This is a genomic window from Actinomycetospora endophytica, from assembly GCF_021026375.1.
GTDB classification, from domain to species: domain Bacteria; phylum Actinomycetota; class Actinomycetes; order Mycobacteriales; family Pseudonocardiaceae; genus Actinomycetospora; species Actinomycetospora endophytica.
This window is the reverse complement of record NZ_JAJNDB010000010.1, coordinates 66915-91937: the sequence shown is the minus strand read 5'-3', so window position 1 is coordinate 91937 and position 25023 is coordinate 66915. Positions and strand designations below refer to the sequence as shown.

The following is a 25023-nucleotide window of genomic DNA, read 5'->3' as shown; positions in this document are numbered from 1 at the left end:
TCGTGGGTGGTCAGGTCACTTCTCGGCGCCCTCCTTGCTGTCGGTCTTCGAGGTGCTCGTCGTGGAGCCGGAGTCCTTGGTCGCCGAGCCGGTGTCCTTGGCTGAGGTCTCGGTCTTCGAGTCGGTGGCCGGGGTGGTGTCCTTGGTGGCGGAGTCCGCGGAGCCGGTCGGGAGGGCGCAGGTCGCCGGGGCGGCCGTGTCGGTGACGACGGTCTGGCAGTTCTTCGTGACCTGGGTCGTCGTCTTCTGGCCGGTCTGCCCGGTCGTCGTCGGGTTGTGGTCGACCTTCGTGGCCTCCTCGCCCTTGCCCTTGTCCTTCTCGCCGGCGGCCTGCTGGGCCTTGGCCGCGGCGTCCGCGTCCTTCTGGGCCTGGGCGGCGAGGTCCTTGGCCTTCTGCTCGGCCTCGTCGGCGGCCTTGTTCGCGTCGGCGACCTTCTGGTCGGCGGCCAGCAGCTTCGCCCGGGCGGCGTCGGCGTCCGCCTTGGCCGTGCCCTGCGCGAAGTGGGCCCGGTCGAGGTCGAACTGCAGCGAGTTGAGGTACCAGGTCGGGAACGGCGGGGTCGCGTTCTTCGCGTTCGTCAGGGCGATCTGCGCCTTGGCGACGGCGTCGTTCGCGGCGGAGAGCTTCCCGTCGGCGGCGGCCGAGGCGGTGCCGGCGTTCTTGGCGTCGGCGGTGAGCAGGTCGGCGTTGAGGCGGGCCGCGTCGGCGTCCTTGCGGGCGGCGTCGGCGTCGGCGCGGGACTGCGTGGCCTTCTTGGCGGCCTCGTCGGCCGCCTTCTTCAGCGCCTCCGGGTCGGCCTTCGGCGGGGCCACGACGACGACGCGGCTGTTGTCGACGCTCGTGAACTGGAAGCTGACGATCTCCGTCGTGGTGGGGGTGACGGTGACGGCCCCCGGAGCCTCCGGGCCGGCCGTGAGCGGGTTGCCGTTGAAGCACTTGACGGTCGGCGCGCCGTGGTCATCGACCAGCACCGCGGTGCCGGCGGCGAGGACGGCGGGCTGCCCGGTGAAGGCGCCGTCGGCGTAGGGGTGGTCGGTGACCGAGGTGGCGGCGCGCAGCACCACGGGCGAGAGGGTGCTGATGAAGCCGGGGACGTCGGCGGCGTCGTGGCCGAACACGGCCCCGAAGGCGGCGAGCTTGGCCGGGTCGGCCTGGAGCTGAGCCAGGAAGTCGGCGGTGTCGCACGACGGCGGGGTGGTGGCGGCGTAGAGGCCCTTCGTGTCACCGGACTGGGGGCCGGTGGCGGCGACGGCGGCGACCTGCGGGGCGTCGGTGCCGAACGGGTTGGTGGTGGGGTTGGCCCCGGCGAACGAGGTCGACTGCACGGCGGCCTCGGCGGGGGAACCCGAGAGGGCGATCCAGGTGCCGGCCCCACCGAGGACCAGACCGGCGGCGACGACGCCGGCGACGATCTTGCCGACCAGCGGGCGCCGGGGCTTCGACGGGGGCGGCGGGACCGGGCCCGGGAACTGCTGACCCGGGAAGCCCTGCGACGCGAGGCGCGGGTCGCGCGGGGTGCCGAACTGCTGGGCGGGGTAGGTGTGGACGGCGCGGGGGTCGAAGGTCGTCATGGCCAGGCTCCTCGGTGTCCCGGGGGCCTCGGCGACCCCGTCTCGGTGATGGGAGAAGCCTGTCGCGATCGTGATCGCGGAACGATCGTGTGCGCCCCCGAGCAGGGCGGGGAACACCCGCCGTCGCGGGGAAGGGTTCTCCCTACCCCGCTCGCGAGGTGCGCTGTCGCGCTCGTGAGCACAAATTGACGTCATAGCGTCAATTTCTGCTCACAAGCGCGACAGCGCACCTACGGACACCACCCCGGCCAACCGCGCATCCCGGACCAGGTGCACGACGGAGACCCCGGGATCGAGCCGCGCCAGCGCCTCGGCCGCCGTCTCGCCGGTCCCGATCCCGACCGGCGGAGCCGCCGGAACCGGCACCGCGGCATCGGGCGACCCGCGCAGGTCGTCGGGAAGCAGCAGCGCCAGTACCTCGCCCGCCGCCGGCGGAAACCGGTCGGAGCGTCCCGCCAGGACCACCGGCAGCGCCGAGTGCCCCGACGACTCGAGCACCATCCGCGCTTCGCCCACCGACGTCCCGACGGGCACCGACACCACCGTGGACACCAGCGACGCCAGGGTCCCGGGGCGGTCGTCGTCGAGGAAGCCCTGCCGGCGCAGCCACTGCTCGGAGTGGTACTTCGACAGGTAGGCCCGCCCGGAGTCGGGGAGGATCGCGACGACGACGGCGTCCGGCCCCGCCTCGCGCGCGACCCGCAGCGCCGCGGCGGCCGCCGTCCCGGACGACCCGCCGACCAGCAGCCCCTCGGTCCGCGCCAGCGCGCGGGCGGTCAGGATCGACTCGCGGTCTCCGATCGGCAGGACCCGGTCGACGACGTCGGGCCGGTAGACCTCGGGGTAGCCGACGTCGACGGTCTGCGGGTGCCAGTAGTGCCCGGCCGCCTCGACGGCGAACGGGCTCCCGTCGCCGCCGCTGAACAGGCTGGTCTCCGGGTCGGCGCCGACGACCTGCACCCGGCCGCCCGACACCTCCCGCAGGTACTCGCCGGTCCCGGTGATCGTCCCGCCGGTGCCGATGGTGGACACGAGATGGGTGACCCGCCCCGCCGTCGCCTCCCAGATCTCGGGGCCGGTGGTGCGGCGGTGGACGTCCGGGTTGGCGGGGTTGCCGTACTGGTCGGCGAGCCAGCCGCCGTCGGTCTCCTTGGCGAGGCGGGCCGCGTAGGCGACGACGTGATCGGGGTGCTCGCGGGGGAGCCCGGCCGGCGTCAGCACGATCTCCGCGCCGTACGCGCGCAGGGCGTCGAGCTTCTCGACCGCGGTCTTGTCCGGCAGCACGAACAGCGAGGAGTACCCCCGCGCCGCCGCGACCTGGGCGAGGCCGAGCCCGGTGTTGCCGGAAGTGCCCTCGACGATCGTGCCGCCCGGCGGCAGCGCCCCCGACTCCTCGGCGTCCAGCACCATCGCCAGCGCCGCCCGGTCCTTCACCGACCCGCCCGGGTTGAGATACTCAAGCTTCGCGTGCACCTCCGCCTCGGGCGCCGTCCGGCCGAGCCGCACCAGCGGGGTGCCGCCGACGAGGCTCAGAAGTGAGTCGGCCGCCGTCACGACTGCGCCAGCGCGTCCGACCTCAGGGGTGCGAGTCCCAGGTGGTCCCGCAACGTCGTCCCGGAGTACTCGGTGCGGAACGAGCCCTTCTCCTGCAGCAGCGGCACCACCTGGTCGGCGAACACGTCCAGCCCGCCCGGGGTGATGTGCGGGACGAGGACGAACCCGTCGGAGGCGTCCTCCTGCACGAAGCGATCGATCGTGTCCGCGACGCGCTGCGGTGTCCCGACGAAGGTGTGCCGCCCGTTCTTGCGGATCACCACCTCGCGCAGCGACAGGCCCTCGGCCGCACCGAGCTCACGCCACTCGTTCGCCGTCGCGACCGGATCCCGGTACATCCGCACGCTCGCGCGGCCCTTGGAGATGTGGCCGCCGGAGTCGACGTCGTCCTCGGTCTTCGGGTCGAAGCTCGGGACCGGGCCGTCCGGGTCGACGTCGGAGAGGTCGCGGTTCCACACCTGCTCGGCGAACGCGATCGCCGTCTGCGGCCCGACCTGCTGGTACTGCACCTGCCGGGCGTTCTCGGCGGCCTCCTCCTCGGTGTCGCCGAGCACGAACGTCGCGGCCGGGAGGATCTTGAGGTCTTCGTGACGGCGGCCGAACTGCGCCAGCCGGGCCTTCACGTCCGCGTAGAACTCCTGGCCGGCCGAGAACTCGGCGTGCCGGGTGAAGATCGCGTCCGCGGAGGCCGCCGCGAACTCCCGGCCCTCCTCGGAGTCGCCGGCCTGGATGATCACCGGGCGGCCCTGCGGGCTCCGCGGCAGCGGGAACCGTCCGGAGATGTCGAACTGGTCGGAGTGCACGTCGAAGGCGCCCTCGTCGGGACGGCGCAGGAACTCCCCGGACGCGGCGTCGGCGACGATGCCGTCGGAGTCCCACGAGTCCCAGAGCGTCTGGGCCGTCGAGAGCATCTCCTGCGCGCGCAGGTAGCGCTTGTCCTTGGGCAGGTAGCCGCCGCGGCGGAAGTTCTCGCCGGTGAACTCGTCCCAGCTGGTCACGACGTTCCAGGCGGCGCGCCCGTGCGAGAGGTGGTCGAGCGAGGCGAGCTTGCGGGCCACGTCGAGCGGCTCGTTGAAGGTGGAGTTGACGGTGCCGGCGAGCCCGATCCGCTCGGTCACGGCCGCCATCGCCATGAGGATCGAGACGTTGTCGGGGCGCCCCATGACGTCGAGGTCGTAGATCTTGCCGCCCTGCTCGCGCAGGCGCAGCCCCTCGGCGAGGAAGAGGAAGTCGAACTTCGCGCGCTCGGCGGTCTGCGCGAAGTGGCGGAACGACGAGAACTCGATGTGGCTGCCCGACGCCGGGTCGCCCCAGACCGTCGTGTTGTTGACGCCGGGGAAGTGCGCGGCGAGGTGGATCTGCTTGCGGGGCTTGTCGCTCATGTCAGCCCTCTCTCACGCGTGCGCGTAGCGGTCGGCGGGGCGGGGGAGTCCGAGCAGGTCGCGGAACGTCCCGGGCTCGCCCCAGGCGCTGCGGGTCAGGCCGCGGCGGGCCAGTTCCGGCGCGAGCTCGCGGGTGATGCGGGGCAGGTCGGACGCGGTGACCGCGGGGCGCAGCCGCGCGCCGGACAGCCCGGCGGCGGCCCACGACTCGAGGGTGTCGGCGACCTGCCCGACGGTCCCGGCGAGGATCGCCGCGTCGGAGCGCAGCGGGGCCACGGCGTCGAGCCGCGAGAGGTGCGCCCGGGCCGAGGCGGCGTCGTCGTCGAGCACGACGAGCAGGTCCCCGACGACGAGCAGCGGGTCGCCGGTGCGCCCGACCTCGGCCTCGGCGGCCCGGGTCGCCGCGAGCGTCGTCGCCGCGTCGCCGGTGGGGCCGTCGCGACCGGCACCGTCCGGCGTCGTGAACACGACGTCGGCCGCGCGGGCGGCGAGGCGGTAGGCGGTGTCGACGTGCGCGAGCGCGGTGACGACCGGCTGGCCCTGCGGCGGGCGCGGCGTGATCGACGGGCCGCGGACGGCGAAGTGCGAGCCGACGAAGTCGATGTAGTGCAGCTTCTCCCGGTCGATGAACCGGCCGGTCGCGACGTCGCGGATCTCGGCGTCGTCCTCCCAGGAGTCCCAGAGCCCGCGCTGGACCTCGACGTGGTCGGCGGTCTCGTCGAACAGCGACTCGCGGGTCTCGGCCTTCGGGTCGCGGCGGCCGAACAGCGCCGCCTCCGCCGGGTCGGCCGACACCTTGATCCGCTGGCCGGCACGCCCGCTCGTGACCCAGTCGAGCGTGGCGATCTGGGTGGAGACGTGGAACGGCTCGGTGTGGGTGGTGATCACCGTCGGAACGATCCCGAGGTGCTCGGTCACCGGGCCGACGCGCTGCGCGATCAGCGTGGCGTCGAGGTGGCCCTCGGAGCGGTCGGTGCGGCCCTCGTCGGAGGGTTTCCGCACGGCGGTGAACCCGTCCTCGATCGTCACGAACGACGCGAAGCCGGCCTCGGCCGCGCGGGCCTGGTCGACCCAGAACTCGGGGCCGAACTGGTCGCCGGGCCGGGCGCCGGGTTCGCGCCAGGACGCCGGGTGCCAGCCGGTGCCGTCCAGGGCGATGGCCAGGTGGAACGGCGGGGTGCTCATGACCGAGCCTCCTCGTGTGGTGCGCGCACGGCCTCGAACGAGGGCCGGGCGCGCAGCGTGAAGCCGAGCTGTTCGTAGAGCCGGATTGCCGATGTGTTGTCGGCCGACGCGTGCAGGATCGGGAGCTCGCCGCGGGCGCGGATGCCGGCGGCGATGGCCAGGACGAGGCGGGTGCCGAGGCCGCGGCCACGGGCGGACGGGTCGGTGCAGACGGCGCTGATCTCGGTGGCCCCGGGCACGCGCAGCCGCTCACCGGCCATCGCGACGAGCCCGACGAGGTCGTCGTGCACGCCCAGGTAGGTGCCCAGCTCGTGGGTGCGCCGGGCGAACGGGCCGGGCTGGGTGCGTCCGACCAGCGCGAGCATGTCGTCGACGTCGTCGTCACCGAGGACGTCGAGGGTGTCGTCGTGCGCCGCGGGCGCGTCCGGCTCGAGCACCATCTGCACGCCGGGCAGGTGGCGGGCGAGTTCCCAGTCGGCCGGCAGGTCCAACTGACCGGGGGCGCGTACGACGACGACCCCGCCCGGGCCGGCGAGGGTGGCCGCGTCGTCCCACTCCTCCGCGTCGCGCGGCGGCGCGAGGAACGGGGCGACGTCGGGGTGGTAGCGCACGGCGGCGCCGTGCCGGACGGCGAGGTGCGCGTGCGGCCCCTCGAGTGCGGCGCGGACGGGCTCGTCGAGCGCGGTCGTGGCGGGTGCGTTCACCCGGGTCCTCCCTGTCGGTACTCCGGCGACGGGAGTGACGACCTACAGACCCGGGGGCGAGCCGTGGCCGTCGAGCCACCGGCGCGACACGAGCAGGATCACCTCACCACCGTAACCACGGCGGGCCCTCGCCGTCGGGGTGAAAGCCCGCACAGGTTGCCGCGGCATGGTCCCGCCCGCATGGCTGGAACGGGAACGGCGCCGCCCCTCGGTGAGGGACGGCGCCGTCGTGCGTGGTGCTCGGGTGTCAGGCGTTCTGCGCGGCGCGCTTCGGCAGCACCCATCCCGGACGCGGGAAGTGGCAGGTGTAGCCGTAGGGGATGCGCTGCAGGTAGTCCTGGTGCTCCGCCTCGGCCTCCCAGAAGTCGCCCGCGGGCTCGACCTCGGTGACGACCTTGCCCGGCCAGATGCCGGAGGCGTCGACGTCGGCGATCGTGTCGAGGGCGACGCGGCGCTGCTCGTCGGACGTGTAGTAGATCGCCGACCGGTAGCTGCGCCCGACGTCGTTGCCCTGGCGGTTCTTCGTCGACGGGTCGTGGATCTGGAAGAAGAACTCCAGGATCTCGCGGAACGAGATCGTGTCGGGGTCGAACACGACCTCGACCGCCTCGGCGTGGTCGCCGTGGTTGCGGTAGGTCGCGTTCGGGGTGTCCCCGCCGGAGTAGCCGACGCGGGTGGAGATCACGCCGGGCTTCTGGCGCAGCAGCTCCTGGGCTCCCCAGAAGCAGCCGCCCGCGAGGATCGCGGTCTCGGTGGCCATCAGATGAGCCTCCTTCGTGCTCGGTGGTACTCACTTCAACACACGCAGGCCCAGGAGCGTTCCCCCATAGGTGCGCTCCCGCGCTCGTGAGCAGTAATTGACGCCATAGCGTCAATTACTGCTCACAAGCGCGAAGCGCACCTAGAAGTACCCGTTCACCGGCAACGGCTCCCCGCTGATGGCCAGCCGGCCCAGCGCGGCCGCCTTGTACGACGCCGGGTTGTGCAGGGTGATCGTGCGGATGTTGCGCCAGTGCCGGTCGAGGTTGCGCGCCCGCCCGGACGCCGACGCGCCGCCGACGTCGAACAGCGTCGTCGCGGCGTCCGTCGCGACCCGGTCGAGGTGCACCTTGACCGCGCAGATCGCGATCGACGCGGCCCGGCCCACCTCCTCGGTCGGCTCCCCGGCACGCACCGCTGATTCCGCCGCCTCGACCGCGGCAGCCGCCGACGACACCGCCGACTCCGCCATCCACGCCGTCGAGACCAGCCGCCCGACCGTCTCCTGCAGGATCGGGTCGTCGACCGCCCGCGGCGCCGGTGCGTGATCGAACGTCCGCGACCGCCCGCGGACCAGCGCAGCGGCGTCGCCGACCACACTGCGCAGGATCCCGGCGATCACCGCATGCAGGTAGAGCTGCAGGAACGGCACGTCCCCGGCCGGGCGCGGCGCCACGCGATCCCGCACGACGAGCACCTCGTCGGACCCGACGACGACGTCGGAGAACGACGTCGTGCCGGTGCCGGTCCGGCGCTGGCCCATCCCGTTCCAGTCGTCGCCAACGGTGACGCCGTCGCGGTCGGCCGGCACCAGCACCGTCGCCAACCGGTCACCCTCGACCCGTGCTGCCACCGCGATCCAGTCCGAGTACATCGTCCCGGTGCTGTAGTACTTGACCCCGTTCAGCACCCACCGGCCGTCGATCTCGTCGAGCCGCGTCGCGAACTCGTGCGACCCCGCCGTCACCGCACCGGTCTCGCTGATCGCGTTCCCGAAGACCTTCCCGGCGCGGACCTCGTCGAGCCAGCGCCGGCGCACGTCGGGATCGGCGATGCGCAGGAACCCCAGCACCTGGCTGTAGTGCGTGCGCAGCACGTGCGCGACGACGGGGTCGGCCTCGGCCAGGTCGACGACGAACGCCAGCAGCTCCGGGATCGACGCCCCGTGCCCGCCCTCGGACACCGGCAGCGACAACGCCCCGAGCCCGGCCCGCGCGACCGCCGCGACCTGCTCGAACGGACTCTCGTCGGCCAGCTCCCGCGCGGCCGCCCCGGCCCCGATCTCGGCGAGCAGGGCGGTCACGGCCGAGGAACCCAGCGGGGCGGGGGAGGTCGGTGCGTTCACCGGCCCGATCCCACCAGCTCCCGCTCCACCTGGCGCGACGGATCCGGCGCGAGCAGCGCCGCCGCCGTCGTGAGGACCGACAGCCCGCCGAACGCGAGGACGATCCACCACGGGCGCCCGTCGCCCGCCACCAGCAACGACGCCGCCACGAGCGGGGCGAACCCGCCGGAGAGCACGGAGCCGATCTGGTAGCCCAGCGAGGCGCCGCTGTAGCGCACCCGCACGTCGAACATCTCCGCGAACCAGGCGGCCTGCGGGCCGTACATCGAGTCGTGCAGCAGGTTGATCGCGATGACGGCCGCGAGCACGATCAGCAGCGTCGAGCCGGTGTCGACGGCGACGAAGAACAGCACCAGCCCGGCGGTGCCGCCGATCGAGCCGAGCAGGTACGGCCGCCGTCGCCCGACCCGGTCGGAGAGCAGCGCCCACAACGGCGTCGTCGCCAGCCCGAGCGCCGAGACCACGACGACGGCGAGCAGCCCGGCCGACGACGCCTTGCCCAGCTTCTGTGCGACGTAGGTCAGCCCGTAGGTGGTGATCAGCGTGTAGAGGCCGATCTGGGAGAGCCGCAGGCCGGTCGTCAGCAGCACCTCGCGGGGCGCGGTCCGCAGCACCTCGACGACCGGGAGCTTGGCGACGGCGCCCTCCTGACGCAGCGCGCGGAACTCCGGCGCGTCCTCGAGCCGCAGCCGGATCACCAGCCCGACGACGACGAGCACCGCGCTCGCCAGGAACGGGATGCGCCAGCCCCAGGCGAGGAACGACTCGGTGTCGGTCACCGCGCGCACCAGCGAGAGCGAGCCGGTCGCGAGCAGCATCCCGGCCGGCGAGCCGATCTGGGTGAAGCTGCCGAACCAGCCGCGGCGCCTCGGCGGCGCGTGCTCGGTGGACAGCACCGCCGCCCCGCCCCACTCGGCGCCGACCGCGAAGCCCTGCAGCAGCCGCAGCACCACGAGCAGCGTCGGGGCCAGGGCGCCGATGCTCGCGTACCCGGGCAGCACGCCGATCAGGGTGGTGGCGCCGCCCATCGTGACCAGGGCGGCGACGAGGACCGCCTTGCGTCCGACGCGGTCGCCGACGTGCCCGGCGACGATCGCCCCGATCGGGCGCGCACCGAACCCGGCGGCGTAGGTCGCGAACGCGGCGAGGGTCCCGGCGGTCGGGCTGACGGACGGGAAGAACAGCGTGTTGAACACGAGCGCGGTGGCGGTCGCGTAGAGGTAGAAGTCGTACCACTCGATGGCGGTCCCGACGCCGCTCGCGAGCGCCACCCGCGTCGGGGTGGTCGGCGGCGGGGTCGGGCTCGTCATGGCGGTCACGGGCTGGTCTCCTCAGTGGGGTGGACGGTGAGCAGGGCGGTCATGCCTGCGCGCCGGCGGGCGCCCGGCGGGCCAGCTCGGCGCGGACCAGCGGCAGCAGGTCGCGCCCGTAGGCGACGGCGTCGTCGATCGGGTCGTAGCCGCGGATGAGCAGCGTCGTGACCCCGAGGTCGACGTAGTCGAGCAGCGCCGCGGCCACCGTCTCCGGGGTCCCGACGAGGGCCGTGGAGTTCCCGGCCGCGCCCGTGGCGGCCGCGGTGGCGGTCCAGAGCGCGCGGTCGTGGCGCTCGCCGCGGTCGGCGGCGGCGAGCAGGCGCTGGGACCCGACGTTGGCCGGGGTGCGGTCGTGCATCCGCGTCCCGGTGAAACTGCCGGCGGCGCCACCGGTGCCGAGGATGCGGTCCCGGATGTCGTGGGCGCGGGCCCAGGCCTGCTCCTCGGTGGCGCCGAGGATCGGCCGGAACGAGACGCTGATGCGCGGGAGCGTCGTGCGGCCCGCCTGCCGCGCGGCCTCGTGGACCGCCACGATCTGCTCGGCGGTCTCGGCGAGCGGCTCGCCCCAGAGCGCGAACACGTCGGCGTGCTTCCCACCGACCCGGTACGCGGCCGGCGACGATCCACCGAAGTAGATCGGGATGCAGGGCTGCTGGCGCGGGCGGACGTCGGGGGAGACGTCCTCGAGGTGGTAGTGCTCGCCGTCGTGGTCGAAGGGCGTGGGGCTGGTCCAGGTCCGGGTGACGATGTCGAGGTACTCGTCGGTGCGCCGGTACCGGGCGTCCTTGTCGAGGTGGTCGCCGTCGCGGCGCTGGTCGGCGTCGTTGCCGCCCGAGATGACGTGCATCGCGACGCGTCCGCCGGAGAGCTGGTCGAGCGTGGCGAACGAGCGCGCGGCCACCGTCGGGGCGACGAACCCGGGCCGGTGCGCGACGAGGAACCCGAGCCGCTCGGAGTGCGAGGCGCCGTACGCGGCGACCTGCAGGCCGTCCGGGGTGGAGGCCGAGTGTCCGACGAGCACCTTGTCGAAGCCGCCCTGCTCGTGGGCGTCGACGAAACGGCGGACCACGGCCGGATCGACCGGCGGGCCGGACGCCGGGTGGATCTCGGAGACGACCCGGGTGCCGATCATGCCGATGAACTCGACCGTGGTCATGGGACTCTCCTGGATCAGGGTGTCGCGTGGGGTGACCCGGCGTGACAGCGGCAGCCGTCGGCACGGGATCGAGACCGGTGGGGGCGGAGCCGCGTGGCTCGACGACCCGGGTGATCAGCGCTCAGCGACAGAGCGCGGAGGCGACCCGCAGCAGGTCGATGTGCTCGCGCACCACGAGCTGCGTGCCGGTCATGGTGGGCGACGCTAAGCGCACGGCCCGTCACTCTCAAGCGGCAGCCGCTGGGATCGTCGTCTCAGACGGCGACGACGGGCCGTGACTGGTCAGAGGCGTCCTTGCGCCCGTCGCGCGGAGTGCGGTCGAATCATGCGCATGTGCGCGTGCGGCCTCGAGGCCTTCTGGCCGAGCCGTCGCGTCCAGGAGTTCGATCAGTGGTGTCGACGGGCCGCGTGAGCGCGCTTTCTCCGTCATCCGCCCGCTGACGGAGCCCGCCCCTCTCCGCGGCCGGTTCGCGCTGACCACTCGAACTCCCACCGTCCCGGAAGGACGAACCATGTCGGTCACCGACGAGTACCTGCAGAACAACGAGACCTACGCCGCGGGCTTCGCCGGCCCGCTGCCCCTCCCGCCCGCCCGCAAGACCGCCGTCGTCGCGTGCATGGAACGCCCGCTCAACGTGTACGGCGTACTGGGCCTGCAGGAGGGCGACTCGCACGTCATCCGCAACGCCGGCGGCATCGTCGCCGACGACACGATCCGCTCCCTCGCGATCAGCCAGCACCTGCTCGGTACCGAGGAGATCGTGCTGATCCACCACACCGACTGCGGCATGCTGACGTTCTCCGACGAGCAGTTCGCCGGAATCCTCGAGCAGGCCTCCGGTGAGCGCCCGAACTGGACCGCGAACTCCTTCCCCGACCTCGAGGGCGACGTCCGCGACTCCATCAAGCGGATCATCGACAGCCCGTTCGTGAAGAACAAGTCCTCGGTGCGCGGGTTCGTCTTCGACGTGGCGACCGGAAAGCTTCACGAGGTGAGCTGAAGCTCTCGTGAGCACTAATTGATGCCCTGGCGTCAATTAGTGCTCACGAGCGCCTCGGCGCACCTGCGGGCCGCCTCCAGACCCGCCGTCGTGCGCTCCGTCCCACGGCGGGCCACCGCGCCCTCGAGCAGCAGGAACAGGTGCTCGGCGAGCGCCTCGTCGTGCTCGACCAGCCGCGCGATCTCCGCCTGCACCGCCGCCTTGTGCTCGACGATCACCGCGCGCCCCGGGTGCCCGTCCGGCAGTTCCGCCGCGGCCCGCTGGAACGCGCACCCCCGCTCGGTGTCGAACCACGGGTGCGCGAGGTAGGTGTCGAACAGCGTCAGCACCGACGGCTCCTCGGCCAGCCGTTCCTGCAGGTACGACCACCACCGGTCGTGCCGCTGCCGCAGGTACGCCGCCACGAGCGCGGCCTTCGAGCCGAAGCAGTCGTAGAGCGTCTTCTTGGTGACGCCGGCCGCCTCGGCGATGCCCGCGACCCCCACCGCGGTGATGCCCTCGTCGTAGAACAGCTCCGAGGCGCGCTCGAGGAGCTCGCGGCCGGCGGGCGTCGTCATGTGTCCGAAGGTATACCGACCGGTGGGTTGACTTCGAGCGCCCGCGCCGTGTTTTCTCGACGTCGCCACTAAACCAGTCGGTATACCTCAGGAGGACGACCATGCGGGCCGTACTGCTCACCCGTCACGGCGGGCCGGACGCGCTGGAGTACCGCGAGGACGTGCCCGACCCGGAACCCGGACCCGGCGAGGTCCGCATCCGCGTCCGGGCCACCGCGCTCAACAACACCGACATCTGGACCCGCGAAGGGGCCTACGGTGCTCCCGACGACCCGGTCGCCCAGCACGGGTGGCGCCGCGAGGCGTTCACGTTCCCGCGCATCCAGGGCGCGGACGTCGCTGGCGAGATCGACGCCGTCGGGGCCGGGGTGTCGGCCCAGCGGGTCGGGGAGCGGGTCCTCGTCGACCCGATGATCTACGACGGCGACGAGCGCGCCCTCGTCGTCACCGACTATCTCGGCAGTGAATACGACGGCGGGTTCGCGGAGCTGGTGACGGTGCCCGCCGGCAACGCCCACGCGGTGCGCGGCGACCTCGACGACGCCGAGCTCGCCAGCCTCCCGACCGCGGGCACCACCGCGATGCGCATGCTCGGGCGCGCCGGGCTCGTCGCGGGCGAGACGGTGCTGGTCACGGGCGCGTCGGGCGGGGTCGGGTCGGCGGCGGTGCAGATCGCGAAGGACCGCGGCGCGCGGGTGGTCGCGGTCGCCGGCGAGGCCAAGCACGCGGCGATCCGCGCGCTCGGGGCGGACGTCGTCCTCGGGCGCGACGCCGACCTGCTCGCCGCGCTGCACGCCCAGGGGATCGACGAGGTCGACGTCGTCGCCGACGTCGTCGCGGGCAAGGCCTTCGGCGACCTGCTGCGGGTGCTCGCGCCGCTGGGCCGCTACGTCGTCGCCGGCGCGATCGCGGGCCCGCTCGTCGAGGCCGACCTGCGCACGATCTACCTGCGCCAGCTCACGGTGGTCGGCTCGTCGTTCGGCACCCACGCCGACTTCGCCGCCGTCGTCGACGCCGCGAACCGGGGCGCGCTGCGCCCGCTCGTGGCCGGCCGGTACCCGCTCGCGGAGCTGGGTCGGGCGCAGGCCGACTTCGTCGCGAAGGACTTCGTCGGGAAGCTGGTGGTGGAGCCGTGATCCGGGCAGACGGGATTCGGGCACTGACGTTCGACGTCGTCGGGACCCTCATCGACTTCGAGACCGGGATCCTCGACGGCGTCCGGTCGGTCGCGGGAGGGCAGGGTCCCGACGACGAGGCGGTGCTGGCCGCGTTCGGCGCGGCCGAGGGCGTGCAGCAGGAGCTGACGCCGGAGATGCCGTTCACCGCCATGCTGGATCCGATCTCGGTGCGGCTGGCGGCAGACATTTCGCTCCCGGGACTGACCGGCAGCCCGTCGCCGCTGCGCCGCTCCATCGGGTCGTGGCCGGCGTTCCCGGACTCGGTCGAGGCGCTGAAAGTCTTGGGGGAGCGGTACCTGCTCGTCGCGGTCACCAACGCCGACCGGCCGGCCCTCGACGCGATGGCCGCGACGCTCGGCGAGCCGTTCGCGGACGGGGTCACGGTCGACCAGGTCGGCGTCAACAAACCGGACCGGCGGATGTTCGAGACGGCGCTGGAGCGGCTCGCGGCGGCGGGGGTCGCGCGCGACGAGGTCCTGCACGTCGCGCAGAGCCAGTACCACGACATCGGCGCCGCCCACCGGCTCGGCCTGGCCACCTGCTGGGTGCAACGCCGCCGCGGGCGGGAGGGCTACGGGGCCACGCCGGCGCCGACGGACGTGACGACGCCGGACCTGCACGTCGGGTCGATGGCCGAACTCATAGGTGCACTTCGTGCTCGTGAGCACAAAGTGTCGCTATGACGACACTTTCTGCTCACGAGTGCGGAGCACACCTAGCCCGAATGGATCCCGGAGTGCCGTCGCTTGACTGATGCGTCCGCGCAATGCGGAGAGACACGATCGAGGGGACCCTCTCCCGACCGCTCGGAGAATCCTCATGCCCTTCAACACCTCTCCTGACGGCGCCCAGATCTTCTACAAGGACTGGGGCAAGGGCCGGCCCGTGGTGTTCAGCCACGGGTGGCCGCTGACCTCGGATGCCTGGGACGTCGAACTGAAGATGGTGGCCGACCACGGCTTCCGCGGGATCGCGCACGACCGTCGCGGGCACGGCCGCTCGTCCCAGACCTGGGACGGCAACGACATGGACACCTACGTCGCCGACCTCGCCGCGCTCATCGAGAACCTCGACCTGCGCGACGTCGTGCTCGTCGGGCACTCCACGGGTGGCGGCGAGGTCGTGCGCTACGCGGCGCGGAAGGCGAACGGCCGCGTCAGCAAGGTCTTCACGGCCGGCGCCATCCCGCCCGTCATGATCAAGTCCGACAAGAACCCCGAAGGGCTGCCCCTCGAGGCCTTCGACCAGATTCGCGCCGGTGTCCTCGCCGACCGCTCGCAGTTCTACAAAGATCTGTCCGCGCAGTTCTACGGTACCAATCGCGACGGCAGTCAGATTTCGCAGGGCGCGCGCGACGACTTCTGGCGGCAGGGCATGACCGTCGGACTCAAGGCCGCCTACGACTGCGTGAAGGCGTTCTCCGAGAGCGACTTCACCGAGGACCTCCAGGCGATCGACGTCCCGATGATCATCGCGCAGGGCGACGACGACCAGATCGTCCCGATCCACGACGCCGCGATGAAGGCGGTCCCGCTCGTCAAGAACGCCGAGCTCAAGGTGTACCCAGGCGCCCCGCACGGGATCGCCGGCCCGTACCAGCAGGCGCTCGACAAGGATCTCCTGACGTTCATCTCATAGGTGCGCTGACGCGCTCGTGAGCACTAATTGACGCTCTGACGTCAATTAGTGCTCACGAGCGCGAAGCGCACCTACGCGCGCATCCCCGCCGCGAGCGTGTCCCCGGCCTGCGGGTCGATGACCAGGAACGAGCCGGTCGCGGCGACGCGGTCGTAGTCGTCGAGCGGCAGCGGCTCGGCGACGGTGATCGCGACGTGCCCGATGTCGTTGATCTCCAGGCCGTCCGGGTCGGGCTCGCGGGCGAGGGTCTGCACGTCGAGCCGGTCGAGCACCGCGGTGATCATCGCCTGCACGGTGTGGGTGCCGTGCTTGACCAGCAGCTTGCGCCCGGGCACCAGCGGCTTGTCGTGCAGCCACGCCAGGGTCGCGGAGAACTCGGTGACCGCCTCCGGGGCGTCGTCGGCGGCGGCGATCACCGCGCCGCGGGCGACCCCGAGGTCGTCGGCGAGGCGCAGCACCACGCTGTCGCCCGCCACGGCCGAGTCCACCGAGCCCTCGAACCGGTCGATGCCCTCGATCGTCGTGCGCTGGCCGTCGGGCAGGACGACGACGGGGTCGCCGACCCGCACGGTGCCCGCCCCGACCAGTCCGGCGTACCCGCGGTAGTCGGGGTACTCGGCGGTGCGCGGCCGGATCACGGTCTGCACCGGGAACCGGAACGGCGCGGCGGCGTCGGGCCCGTCGACGGGGACGGACTCGAGGTGGTCGAGCAGCGTCGGGCCGTCGTACCAGGGCGTCCGCTCGGAGGGCACGACGACGTTGTCGCCGACCTTCGCCGACACCGGGATCGTCACGACGGCAGTGTCGTCGGAGTCCCCGTACCCGAGCGACTGCGCGATCTCGACGAACTCCTTGGCGATCGTCAGGTAGGTCGTCTCGTCGTAGTCGACCAGGTCGATCTTGTTGACGGCGAGCACCAGGCGCGGCACGCGCAGCAGCGCCATCACCGCGGCATGACGACGGGTCTGCTCGACGACGCCGTGGCGCGCGTCGACGAGCAGCACCGCGAGCTGCGCGGTGGAGGCGCCGGTGACGGTGTTGCGGGTGTACTGGACGTGGCCGGGGGTGTCGGCGAGGACGAACGAGCGGCGCGGCGTCGCGAAGTAGCGGTAGGCCACGTCGATCGTGATGCCCTGCTCGCGCTCCGAGCGCAGCCCGTCGACCAGCAACGACAGGTCGGGGTCGCCGCCGCCCTGGGTGGCGCGCTCCACGGCCTCCATCTGGTCGGCGAGCACCGACTTGGTGTCGTAGAGCAGGCGCCCGACGAGCGTCGACTTGCCGTCGTCGACGCTCCCCGCCGTCGCCAACCGCAGAAGATCAGTCTCGACGAGTCCAGCTCCGCTCCGCTTCGTGTCCGGCGCCATCTAGAAGTAGCCCTCCTTCTTGCGGTCCTCCATGGCGGCCTCGGAGAGCCGGTCGTCCGCGCGCGTCGCCCCGCGCTCGGTCAGCCGGGACTCGCGGACCTCGGCGAGCACCTCGTCCAACGTCGTGGCGGTGGACTCGACGGCGCCGGTGCACGACCCGTCGCCGACGGTCCGGTACCGGACCGTCTTCGACACCACGGTCTCGCCGTCGCGCGGTCCGCCCCACGGGCCGGAGGTGAGCCACATGCCGTCGCGGGCGAAGACGTCGCGGTCGTGCGCGTAGTAGATCGTCGGCAGCTCGATGCCCTCGCGGGCGATGTAGCGCCAGACGTCGAGCTCGGTCCAGTTCGACAGCGGGAACACGCGCACGTGCTCGCCGGGCTTGTGGCGCCCGTTGTAGAGGTTCCACAGCTCGGGGCGCTGCCGACTCGGCTCCCAAGCACCGAACGCGGTGCGGAGACTGAAGATCCGCTCCTTGGCCCGCGCCCGCTCCTCGTCCCGACGACCGCCGCCGAAGACCGCGTCGTGCCGGTTGTCGGCGATGGCGTCGAGCAGGGGAGTGGTCTGCAGCGGGTTGCGGGTGCCGTCGGCGCGCTCGGTGAGCCGGCCGTCGTCGAGGTAGTCCTGGACCTTCGCGACCTCGAGCGTCAGCCCGTAGCGCTCGACCACCGCATCCCGGAACGACAGCACCTCGTCGAAATTGTGCCCGGTGTCGACGTGCAGCACCGGGAACGGCACCGGCGCGGGCCAGAACGCCTTGCGGGCCAGGTGCACGAGCAGCATCGAGTCCTTGCCGCCGGAGAAGAGGATCACCGGGCGGTCGAACTCGCCGGCCACCTCGCGCATCACGTGGATGGCCTCGGACTCGAGGGCGGCGAGCTGGTCGTGCGCGGTGGTCTCGACGGTGGCGGTCATCCGTGCAGCCCGCACTCGGTCTTGGTGAAGCCCGCCCAGCGGCCGCTGCGCGGGTCGGCGCCCGGCGCCGGCTTGGCGGTGCACGGCTGGCAGCCGATCGACGGGTAGCCGTCGGCGACCAGCGGGTTCACCAGCACCGCGTTCTCCGCGATGTAGGCGTCCATCTGCTCGTCGCTCCAGTGCGCGATCGGGTTGACCTTGACCAAAGAGTGCCGCTCGTCCCAGGTGACCAGCGGCGTGTTCGCGCGGGTCGGGGCCTCGACGCGGCGCACTCCGGTGACCCACCCGTCGTAGTTCGCGAGCGTCCGCTGCAGCGGGATGACCTTGCGCAGGTTGCAGCACTGACCGGGGTCGGTCGCGAAGAGGTCCTTGCCGATCAGCTCGTCCTGCTCGGCGACCGTCTGGTCCGGGTGGGCGTCGACGATGTTCACGCCGTAGACGTGCGCGACCGCGTCGCGGGTCCCCAGCGTCTCGGCGAAGTGGTAGCCGGTCTCGAGGAACAGCACGTCGACGCCGGGCCGGGCCTCGGCACCGAGCTTGACCAGCACCGCGTCCTGCATGTTCGACGCGACGATCAGCTTCTCGCCGTAGGTCTGCGCGGCCCACTCGAGGATCTCGTGGGTGAGCTCGAGGTGGTCGGTGCTCGACTCGAGCGAGGCGAAGCGCTCGCCCGCCGCCAGGGCGTCCGCCCGTCGGGTGTCGGCCTCGGTGCTGGTCACTGATGTGCTCCCGTCAACGCTGACGTCACGGATCGGGTGACGACGAAGGTGCTGCGGCAGTCCGCGCACTCCCAGGCGCCCTCGGGGGTCTCCCGCGGGCGGAGGTCCTGCTCACCGCAGTAGGGGCAGTACTGCACCGGGAAGGACCTCACGACAGCTGGCCCTCCTCGGCGCGCACGACCCACTGGGCGAAGCGCTCGCCGGCCTCGCGGTGTTCCACGAAGTTGCGCACGACGCGCTCGACGTAGGGACCGAGGTCGGCGGAGAGGACCTTGTGACCGCGCAGCTTGCGGCCGAACCCGGAGTCGAGACCCAGCCCGCCGCCGAGGTGGACCTGGAAGCCCGCGGCCGGGTTGCCCTCGGCGTCGTTGACGATCTGGCCCTTGAGCCCGATGTCGGCGACCTGCACCCGCGCGCACGAGTTCGGGCAGCCGTTGAGGTGGATCGAGATCGGCGTCTCGAGCTCGGGCGCGACCTCGCCGAGGCGCTTCTCGAGCTCCTCGACCAGCTCGCCGGCGCGGTTCTTGGTGTCGACGAACGCGAGCTTGCAGAACTCCAGCCCGGTGCAGGCCATCGTCGCCCGGCGGAACACCGACGGCCGCGCGGGCAGCCCGAGGTGGTCCAGCGCCGTCGTCAGGGTGTCGAGCTGCTCCGGCGGGACGTCCAGCACCAGGATCTTCTGGTACGGCGTGAGCCGGACCCGGCCCGACCCGACGTCCTCGGCGGCCTTCGCGACGCCGACCAGCGTCGACCCGCTCGTCCGGCCCGCCGGCGGCGCGACGCCGACGTACTTCTTGCCGTCGACCTGGTCGTGCACGCCGATGTGGTCGATGGTGCCGGCGATCGGGTCCGGGGCCGGGCCGTCGACGAGCTTGCGGTGCAGGTACTCGTCCTCCATGACCTGCCGGAACTTCTCCGGGCCCCAGTCGGCGATGAGGAACTTGATGCGGGCGCGGGTGCGCAGCCGGCGGTAGCCGTAGTCGCGGAAGACCGCGACGACGGCGTGCCAGACGTCGGCGACCTCGTCGAGCGGGACCCATGCGCCGAGCCGCACCGCGAGCTTCGGGTTGGTCGAGAGGCCGCCGCCGACGTGCAGGTCGAAGCCCGGCCCGTGCTCGGGGTGGTTGACGCCGACGAAGCTGACGTCGTTGACCTCGTGCGCGACGTCCTGCTGGCCCGAGATCGCGGTCTTGAACTTGCGGGGGAGGTTCGCGAGCGAGCGGTCACCGATGAAGCGCTCGACGATCTCGTCGACGGCGGGCGTGCCGTCGATGATCTCGTCCGCGCTGATCCCGGCGACCGGCGAGCCGAGGATCACGCGCGGGCAGTCGCCGCACGCCTCGGTGGTGTAGAGGTTCACGGCCTCGAGGCGCCGCCAGATCTCCGGCATGTCCTCGACGCGGATCCAGTGCAGCTGGATGTTCTCGCGGTCGGTGACGTCGGCGGTGTCGCGCGCGAAGGTCTGGCTGATCTCGCCGATGACCCGCAGCTGCTCCGTCGTCAGCCCGCCGCCGTCGACCCGCACCCGCAGCATGAAGTGCCGCGCGTCGAGGAGCTCCTCCTCGACGTGGCCGGTGTCGGTGCCCGGATAGCCCTCGGCGCGCTGGGTGTAGAGCCCCATCCAGCGGAAACGCCCGCGCAGGTCGGCCGGGTCGATCGAGTCGAACCCGCGGTGCGCGTAGATGTTCTCGATCCGCGCGCGCACGTTGAGCGGGTGGTCGTCCTTCTTGGACTGCTCGTTCTTGTTCTGCGGCTCGCGGTAGCCCAGCGCCCACTGCGCCTCGGCCTTGCCCTTGCGGGGCTTCGGTTTGGCCTTGACCGGCTTGTCGTCGGGGACGTCCTTCACACCGAGCGGGGTGGTCTCGGCGTAGGACTCCTCGGGCGTCGAGGCGCCTTCGCTGGACGGAGCGCTGGTCATCGGTGGTACGTCCTCCGGGGCGCAGGACACACGCGAGATCGACCCCGTGGGCCTGCCCGCGCGGCACCTGCTGACGGTCGTGGTGGTGGGTGCCCGACGCGCGGGCGGTCAGCGGCGCTGCTCAGCAGGCCGGGCAGAGTGCGCTGGCGACGCGCGCGAGGTCGACATGGGGTCGGCCGACGAGCATCGGGTCCAGGGCACTCACGACGACCAGCGTGCCATGTGCCGTGTCCTGATTCCACCGCATGTGGTGCTTCGCGCTCCGCGCACGTGCGTGTGTTTCCGTGCCTGGGCACGGAAACGCACGCACACGTGCCGGAGGCACGAACGGCGCGCAGGCACAATCGGGTCGTGCCTTCCGTGCCTCCCGGCGGCGAGCCCGCCCCGGCCGACGGCGCGCTGCCCCCGTCCGCGCTCGACGGGCTGGGGACGCGCCCGTTCGGCGTCTACGTCCACGTGCCGTTCTGCGCGACCCGCTGCGGGTACTGCGACTTCAACACCTACACGGCCTCCGACCTGGGGCTCTCGGGTTCGTCGGACGACCCGGCATCGCCCGCGTCGTGGTTGGAGGGGCTCCGGCGGGAGCTGGATCTCGGCGCGTCGGTGCTCGGGAGTGCTCCGCCCGCCGACACCGTCTTCCTCGGCGGAGGAACGCCCTCCCTGCTCGGGGCCGAAGGCCTGGTCGCGGTGCTCGACGCGGTGCGCTCGTCGTTCGGGCTCGCCCCCGGCGCCGAGGTGACGACGGAGGCCAACCCCGAGTCGACGACGCCGGGCCTGCTCGCGGCCATCGCCGACGCCGGCTACACCCGGCTCTCGCTCGGCATGCAGTCCGACGTCGACCACGTGCTCGCGATCCTCGACCGTCGTCACACCCCGGGTGCTGCGGTGTCGGTGGCCTCGGCGGCTCTCGAGGCCGGGCTCGAGCACGTCAACCTCGACCTCATCTACGGCACGCCCACCGAGACCGAGGCCGACCTGCGCCGCTCGCTCGACGCGGTCCTGGCTTCCGGCGCCGACCACGTCTCGGCCTACTCGCTGATCGTCGAGGAGGGCACGGCGCTCGGACGCCGTGTGGCGCGCGGCGAGCTGCCGATGCCCGACGACGACGTCCTCGCCGACCGCTACGAGATCGTCGACGACGTGCTCTCGGCCGCCGGGCTCTCCTGGTACGAGGTCTCGAACTGGGCGAAGGCCGTCGAGGCGCGGTGCCGGCACAACCTCGGCTACTGGTCCGGCGGCGACTGGTGGGGCGCCGGGCCGGGCGCGCACTCACACGTCGGCGGGGTGCGCTGGTGGAACGTCCGGCACCCGGCGCGGTACTCGAAGATGCTGGCCGCGGGGGAGTCGCCGGCCGAGGCGCGGGAGCTGTTAAGCGGGGCGGAGCGGCGCTTCGAGCAGGTGCTGCTGGAGCTGCGGACGGTCGACGGGTTGGCGGCATCGGTGCTCGACGACGACGGGCGCGCGGCCGGGGAGCGCGCGGCGGCGGACGGGCTGCTGGTCGGGTCGGCGTGGGAGGACGGCCGCGCGGTGCTGACACGGCGCGGGCGGTTGCTCGCCGACGGATTGGCGATCTCGCTGACCGGGGCGTGACCGCTGCGGCGTTCGGCCCGTGGAGCGTCGCCTTGTCGCGGGGAATCGCCCTCCCCGCACCGCCTTGTCGTTGTGAATCAGAACGACAAGGCGGCGCAGGGACCGTGGTAGCCCGCGACAAGGGCGAGTGATGATCTACGCGGGCAACGGGAGCTGTTCAGAGCGCCAGGTCGGGGCGTCGCGGTCGCCGAACCAGGCGACGAGTGACCCGTCCTCCACCGCTGCCCCGGGGAGTGGGAGCGCCGAGCCGTCGCCAGGCCAAGGCTGCCCGATCTGACGCGAGATCTCGTCCTGCACATGCCCGAGTACGGCCCTGGCCGCGGTCGCCGCCCGTTCGCCGGCGGGGCGCGGGTCGTCACCGTCATCGAGGATCGCGGCCGTCCCGTTCCGGCTCTTGCGACCATCGTCGCCGACCACGACAAGGTCGGGGCCGTCCGTTGTGATGGAGAAGCCCGAACTCCCCGCTAGCGCGCGGAGTTGGTCGCCCAAGAAGGCCGTCAGCTCATGGGACAAAGCATTGGTTCGGGACAAAGTAGTGCTCCGCTCCGAAGCGATCCGTGTGCCAGGCCTCGATGGATACGAACGAGCCAGGCGGCAGGTCGGCAGGGTTGACGCTGCCATGTGGCTGGTAGTCCTGGTCCTTGTGGTCGACCTTCCGGTTGTTCACGTAGACGTCAGCTTTCCACGGACCATCGTTGCGCCAGCTCTCGTACATGGCAATGTTCCACGCGACGAAGCGGTTCGGGCTCGTTCGGATGTTGATCTGTCCGGTGTTTCCCCTGAAGCTGATGTCGGTGCACTGCGGGATGACCGATCGTGGGGCGTTCTCAGTGGCGGCCGCCGAGGCAGGCACGAGCAGACTCGCGGTGACGACCCCGGCGATGAGAAGAGCGAGGCTGAGCTTCATGTCTTGCCTCCCGTGAAGTGGTCTTCACCCCCTTGGAGACACGTACAGGCCGTTCGGTTCCACACGATCACGAGGCGCACTGCCGAGCATCGTTTCGCTGGTCAGCGCCAGGTGCCGCACCCGACTACGGATGAGCAGCACCTTCCTGCCGGCCCGGTTCGAGGCGCTCATCTCGAACGTCGTCAGGTACTCCTCGAGCGCGAACGTCCGCGCGATTGGCACCGTCAGATGCCCAGCCGCCGCCAACTTCGCGACGTCAGCGAGGGCGCCGTCGGGAAGCTCGTCACCGATGTTCGTCCGCACGCGACATCCCGGGCGGACTCGATGCCGCGGAGCCCGGCCAGCACCGGTTTCCACCACGACCTCGTGCAGATCCCGATCGACGACGTCGCGCCCACGCCCGGTCGTGCTCGCGACCCGGGGCGAGTCGCCGGAACCCTCGTCCGGGAGGCGCGCACGCTCGCCGTCGAACTGCTGGGCCCCGACGACGTCAGAGGTTGATCGTCGTCAGCTTCTTGCTCGCCCCGAACGCCATATAGCGGTGCCCGGACAGGACCAGGCTGAGCATGATCGCGCCGACGAGCAGCAGGACCAGGCCGACCGCGCCGTAACCGAGCACCAGGCTCGTCATGGCGCCCGCGAAGACGGCCTCGACCACGAGATCGCGAAGTACCCGGATCATCCGACGACCGCCTTTCTCCCGCTACGCGTTCGGACCATCGACGCTAGTGCGTTCGGCGGGGTCGTCTCGTCCACCGATGCGGTGGATCCGGACGGTCAGCGTGGTGGCTGCAGGTGGTCGGCGACGCCGTTGTCGTGGCGCTGGTAGTCCAGTGCGGTGGCGCGGAGGGCGTCGCCGACCGAACGGGCACTCCCGACTTCGTGGTCGATCGCGGCCAGTCCCTCGGCGGCCTTCGGCTCGTACTGCGTGGCGAACGTCCGGGCCTGGTCGTCGGTCCCGAGGTAGTTCCCGAGGCCGTCGAGCGTGCTGCGCAGCGCCGTGAGCGCGTCGGCGACGATCCCCGCGGCCTCGTCGAACCGTCCGGCCGCCGCGGTCAGCTCGCCCGGCTGGGTCGCGAACCCGTCGTCGGCGGTCACGGGAACCAGATGCTGCGGTCGTCGAACACGAAGCGGATCGAGTCGGGCGGCTCGTGGCCCTGGCTCATGATCCGGGTGATGGCGGCGACGAGGCCCTCACCGGCGGCGTTCTCGTCCAGCGTGGTGCCGCGGGCGTCGACGACGATGTCGCCGCTGCCGTTGCGGGCGAGCCTTCCGTTGGCCTCCAGGATCGCGTTCTCGACGGCGGCGCCGGTCGGCTCGGCGGGGCGCATCAGCTCGGTGAGCCGGCCGCCGTCGGCGGGGGAGGAGCGGACGAGCGCGGCGGGATCGGGGCGGGCGTGGACGCTGTGGCCCTCGTCCTCGAGGAGCGTCGCGGCGGGTCGTTGCGCCGGGGTGAACGTGGCGGTCGGGGTCTCGTGGAGGCCGACCCTGAAGAGCGGGCCGAGCGCGCCGCGGTTGGCCGGGTCGAGGGCGGCGGTGATGCGGCTGTCGAGTTCGGCGAGGTCCTCGGCGGCGGACCTCGGCGCAGGGGCACCGCCGGCGACAGGGCGCACCCCGGCCGCGACCCCACCCAGAGCACCGCTCAGCAGCCCACCCGCCGTCGCCGACGTGGCGACCTCAGCGGTCGAGTACCCGCCGTCGTGAAAGGCCTGGACGCGCAGCGGCTGCGTGACCGCCATGTTCACGACGGCGCCCTCGACCGCGCCGAACGTGATCCCGACCAGCGCTCCGGCGACGATCGTCGCCGCCGTCGCGGACAGCTCGACCCCGATCGCGCTCGCCGCCGCGACGAGGCTCGCGCTCACCCCGGCGGCCGCCGCGGCCGACGTCCCGAACGTCAGCCACGCGAGCCCGACCCCGGCGACGATCGTCGCGCCCGCCGTCATCGCCAGTTCCTCGACCCGGCGCTTGGCGTCCGCGACGGCGTCGGCGTACTCGGTGAGCGCCGCGCTCAGGGCCCGGGCACCGACGGCGTCGTCGTGCAGCGTCTGCTCATGCTGCTGCCAGGCCGCAGCGAACATCCGAGCAGCGTCACCGGCCCAGTGGGTGGTGGCCTGGGCGGCGCCCGCGCGGCCGACGTCGACCGCCCCGTCCAGCGCCCCCGCCATCCGCGCCCAGGCCCGTGCTGCCTCGCGCAGCTTCTCCTCGTCCGCGGACGGCCACCACAGTCCGACCTCGGAGACGATCTCGTCGACGCCCACCGCGC

Annotated in this window: 27 protein-coding genes; 6 read left to right on the top strand and 21 right to left on the bottom strand. The window is 72.4% G+C overall.

Annotation, left to right across the window (positions count from 1 at the left end; genetic code table 11):
* Positions 1-15: 15 nt before the first annotated feature.
* The 10 genes from LQ327_RS31650 to LQ327_RS35375 all read right to left on the bottom strand — a co-directional run bounded on the left by LQ327_RS31650 (position 16) and on the right by LQ327_RS35375 (position 11184).
* A complete protein-coding gene (locus LQ327_RS31650; protein ID WP_230740402.1) occupies positions 16-1572 on the bottom strand; it encodes a DUF6777 domain-containing protein in 1557 nt (518 codons plus the stop codon).
* 210 nt (positions 1573-1782) lie between these two features.
* Positions 1783-3126, bottom strand: coding sequence for a PLP-dependent cysteine synthase family protein (locus LQ327_RS31645; protein WP_230740400.1), 1344 nt, complete (start codon positions 3124-3126; stop codon positions 1783-1785).
* A complete protein-coding gene (locus LQ327_RS31640; RefSeq protein ID WP_230740398.1) occupies positions 3123-4508 on the bottom strand; it encodes an NtaA/DmoA family FMN-dependent monooxygenase in 1386 nt (461 codons plus the stop codon). The genes LQ327_RS31645 and LQ327_RS31640 overlap by 4 nt, the downstream gene beginning before the upstream one ends.
* A 12-nt stretch (positions 4509-4520) precedes the next feature.
* A complete protein-coding gene (locus LQ327_RS31635) occupies positions 4521-5693 on the bottom strand; it encodes an LLM class flavin-dependent oxidoreductase (protein ID WP_230740396.1) in 1173 nt (390 codons plus the stop codon).
* On the bottom strand, positions 5690-6397 hold the full coding sequence (locus LQ327_RS31630) for a GNAT family N-acetyltransferase (RefSeq protein WP_230740394.1): 708 nt from the start codon (positions 6395-6397) through the stop codon (positions 5690-5692). The genes LQ327_RS31635 and LQ327_RS31630 overlap by 4 nt, the downstream gene beginning before the upstream one ends.
* 247 nt (positions 6398-6644) lie before the next feature.
* Complete coding sequence (gene msrA / locus LQ327_RS31625; RefSeq protein WP_230740392.1) at positions 6645-7157, bottom strand: peptide-methionine (S)-S-oxide reductase MsrA; 513 nt, start codon at positions 7155-7157, stop codon at positions 6645-6647.
* A 141-nt stretch (positions 7158-7298) separates the two neighbouring features.
* A complete protein-coding gene (locus LQ327_RS31620) occupies positions 7299-8501 on the bottom strand; it encodes an acyl-CoA dehydrogenase family protein (RefSeq protein WP_230740390.1) in 1203 nt (400 codons plus the stop codon).
* A complete protein-coding gene (locus LQ327_RS31615; protein ID WP_230740708.1) occupies positions 8498-9811 on the bottom strand; it encodes an MFS transporter in 1314 nt (437 codons plus the stop codon). Before LQ327_RS31615 ends, LQ327_RS31620 begins: the two co-directional genes overlap by 4 nt.
* A 49-nt stretch (positions 9812-9860) precedes the next feature.
* Positions 9861-10970 (bottom strand): LLM class flavin-dependent oxidoreductase, encoded by a 1110-nt coding sequence (locus LQ327_RS31610; RefSeq protein ID WP_230740388.1) that lies wholly within the window; start codon positions 10968-10970, stop codon positions 9861-9863.
* A 121-nt stretch (positions 10971-11091) separates the two neighbouring features.
* Entirely contained in the window at positions 11092-11184 is a 93-nt protein-coding gene (locus LQ327_RS35375) for a putative leader peptide (protein WP_372460796.1), read from the bottom strand.
* Positions 11185-11482: 298 nt separating this feature from the next.
* Here LQ327_RS35375 and LQ327_RS31605 point away from each other — a divergent pair, with 298 nt between their 5' ends.
* Positions 11483-11971 (top strand): beta-class carbonic anhydrase, encoded by a 489-nt coding sequence (locus tag LQ327_RS31605; RefSeq protein ID WP_230740386.1) that lies wholly within the window; start codon positions 11483-11485, stop codon positions 11969-11971.
* A 32-nt stretch (positions 11972-12003) separates the two neighbouring features.
* On the opposite strand, the gene LQ327_RS31600 is transcribed toward LQ327_RS31605, so the two are convergent.
* The gene (locus tag LQ327_RS31600) at positions 12004-12528 is read right to left on the bottom strand and encodes a TetR/AcrR family transcriptional regulator (protein WP_230740384.1); all 525 of its coding nucleotides are present in this window, start codon (positions 12526-12528) and stop codon (positions 12004-12006) included.
* 101 nt (positions 12529-12629) lie between these two features.
* Between LQ327_RS31600 and LQ327_RS31595 the strand changes: the two genes are divergently transcribed.
* The 3 genes from LQ327_RS31595 (at position 12630) to LQ327_RS31585 (ending at position 15344) form a co-directional block, all read left to right on the top strand.
* A complete protein-coding gene (locus LQ327_RS31595; RefSeq protein WP_230740382.1) occupies positions 12630-13664 on the top strand; it encodes a zinc-binding dehydrogenase in 1035 nt (344 codons plus the stop codon).
* A complete protein-coding gene (locus LQ327_RS31590; RefSeq protein WP_230740380.1) occupies positions 13661-14389 on the top strand; it encodes an HAD-IA family hydrolase in 729 nt (242 codons plus the stop codon). The genes LQ327_RS31595 and LQ327_RS31590 overlap by 4 nt, the downstream gene beginning before the upstream one ends.
* A gap of 136 nt (positions 14390-14525) precedes the next feature.
* Positions 14526-15344 carry an alpha/beta fold hydrolase gene (locus LQ327_RS31585; RefSeq protein WP_230740378.1) on the top strand — a complete coding sequence of 273 codons (819 nt, stop codon included), beginning with the start codon at positions 14526-14528 and terminating at the stop codon, positions 15342-15344.
* A gap of 71 nt (positions 15345-15415) precedes the next feature.
* On the opposite strand, the gene LQ327_RS31580 is transcribed toward LQ327_RS31585, so the two are convergent.
* The 5 genes from LQ327_RS31580 to LQ327_RS35370 form a co-directional block, all read right to left on the bottom strand.
* A complete protein-coding gene (locus LQ327_RS31580; protein ID WP_230740376.1) occupies positions 15416-16708 on the bottom strand; it encodes a sulfate adenylyltransferase subunit 1 in 1293 nt (430 codons plus the stop codon).
* Positions 16709-17623, bottom strand: coding sequence for a sulfate adenylyltransferase subunit CysD (cysD, locus tag LQ327_RS31575; protein ID WP_230740374.1), 915 nt, complete (start codon positions 17621-17623; stop codon positions 16709-16711).
* A complete protein-coding gene (locus LQ327_RS31570) occupies positions 17620-18342 on the bottom strand; it encodes a phosphoadenylyl-sulfate reductase (protein ID WP_308286412.1) in 723 nt (240 codons plus the stop codon). The genes cysD and LQ327_RS31570 overlap by 4 nt, the downstream gene beginning before the upstream one ends.
* A gap of 148 nt (positions 18343-18490) precedes the next feature.
* Entirely contained in the window at positions 18491-20260 is a 1770-nt protein-coding gene (locus LQ327_RS31560) for a nitrite/sulfite reductase (protein WP_230740370.1), read from the bottom strand.
* 121 nt (positions 20261-20381) lie between these two features.
* The gene (locus LQ327_RS35370) at positions 20382-20507 is read right to left on the bottom strand and encodes a putative leader peptide (RefSeq protein WP_372460795.1); all 126 of its coding nucleotides are present in this window, start codon (positions 20505-20507) and stop codon (positions 20382-20384) included.
* Positions 20508-20611: 104 nt separating this feature from the next.
* Between LQ327_RS35370 and hemW the strand changes: the two genes are divergently transcribed.
* Entirely contained in the window at positions 20612-21850 is a 1239-nt protein-coding gene (gene hemW, locus LQ327_RS31555; protein ID WP_230740368.1) for a radical SAM family heme chaperone HemW, read from the top strand.
* A 502-nt stretch (positions 21851-22352) separates the two neighbouring features.
* Here the strand turns inward: hemW and LQ327_RS31550 are convergent.
* Together LQ327_RS31550 and LQ327_RS31545 are read right to left on the bottom strand one after the other, a co-directional pair.
* Entirely contained in the window at positions 22353-22757 is a 405-nt protein-coding gene (locus tag LQ327_RS31550; RefSeq protein ID WP_230740366.1) for a hypothetical protein, read from the bottom strand.
* 24 nt (positions 22758-22781) lie between these two features.
* On the bottom strand, positions 22782-23060 hold the full coding sequence (locus LQ327_RS31545; RefSeq protein ID WP_230740364.1) for a hypothetical protein: 279 nt from the start codon (positions 23058-23060) through the stop codon (positions 22782-22784).
* A gap of 21 nt (positions 23061-23081) precedes the next feature.
* Here LQ327_RS31545 and LQ327_RS31540 point away from each other — a divergent pair, with 21 nt between their 5' ends.
* A complete protein-coding gene (locus tag LQ327_RS31540; RefSeq protein ID WP_230740361.1) occupies positions 23082-23258 on the top strand; it encodes a hypothetical protein in 177 nt (58 codons plus the stop codon).
* Here LQ327_RS31540 and LQ327_RS31535 read toward each other — a convergent pair.
* From LQ327_RS31535 to LQ327_RS31525, 3 genes are all read right to left on the bottom strand, one after another.
* Complete coding sequence (locus LQ327_RS31535) at positions 23248-23439, bottom strand: hypothetical protein (protein WP_230740359.1); 192 nt, start codon at positions 23437-23439, stop codon at positions 23248-23250. The genes LQ327_RS31540 and LQ327_RS31535 overlap by 11 nt on opposite strands.
* A 95-nt stretch (positions 23440-23534) precedes the next feature.
* Positions 23535-23855 carry a hypothetical protein gene (locus tag LQ327_RS31530; RefSeq protein WP_230740357.1) on the bottom strand — a complete coding sequence of 107 codons (321 nt, stop codon included), beginning with the start codon at positions 23853-23855 and terminating at the stop codon, positions 23535-23537.
* On the bottom strand, positions 23852-25018 hold the full coding sequence (locus LQ327_RS31525) for a WXG100 family type VII secretion target (RefSeq protein ID WP_230740355.1): 1167 nt from the start codon (positions 25016-25018) through the stop codon (positions 23852-23854). Before LQ327_RS31525 ends, LQ327_RS31530 begins: the two co-directional genes overlap by 4 nt.
* Positions 25019-25023 lie beyond the last annotated feature (5 nt).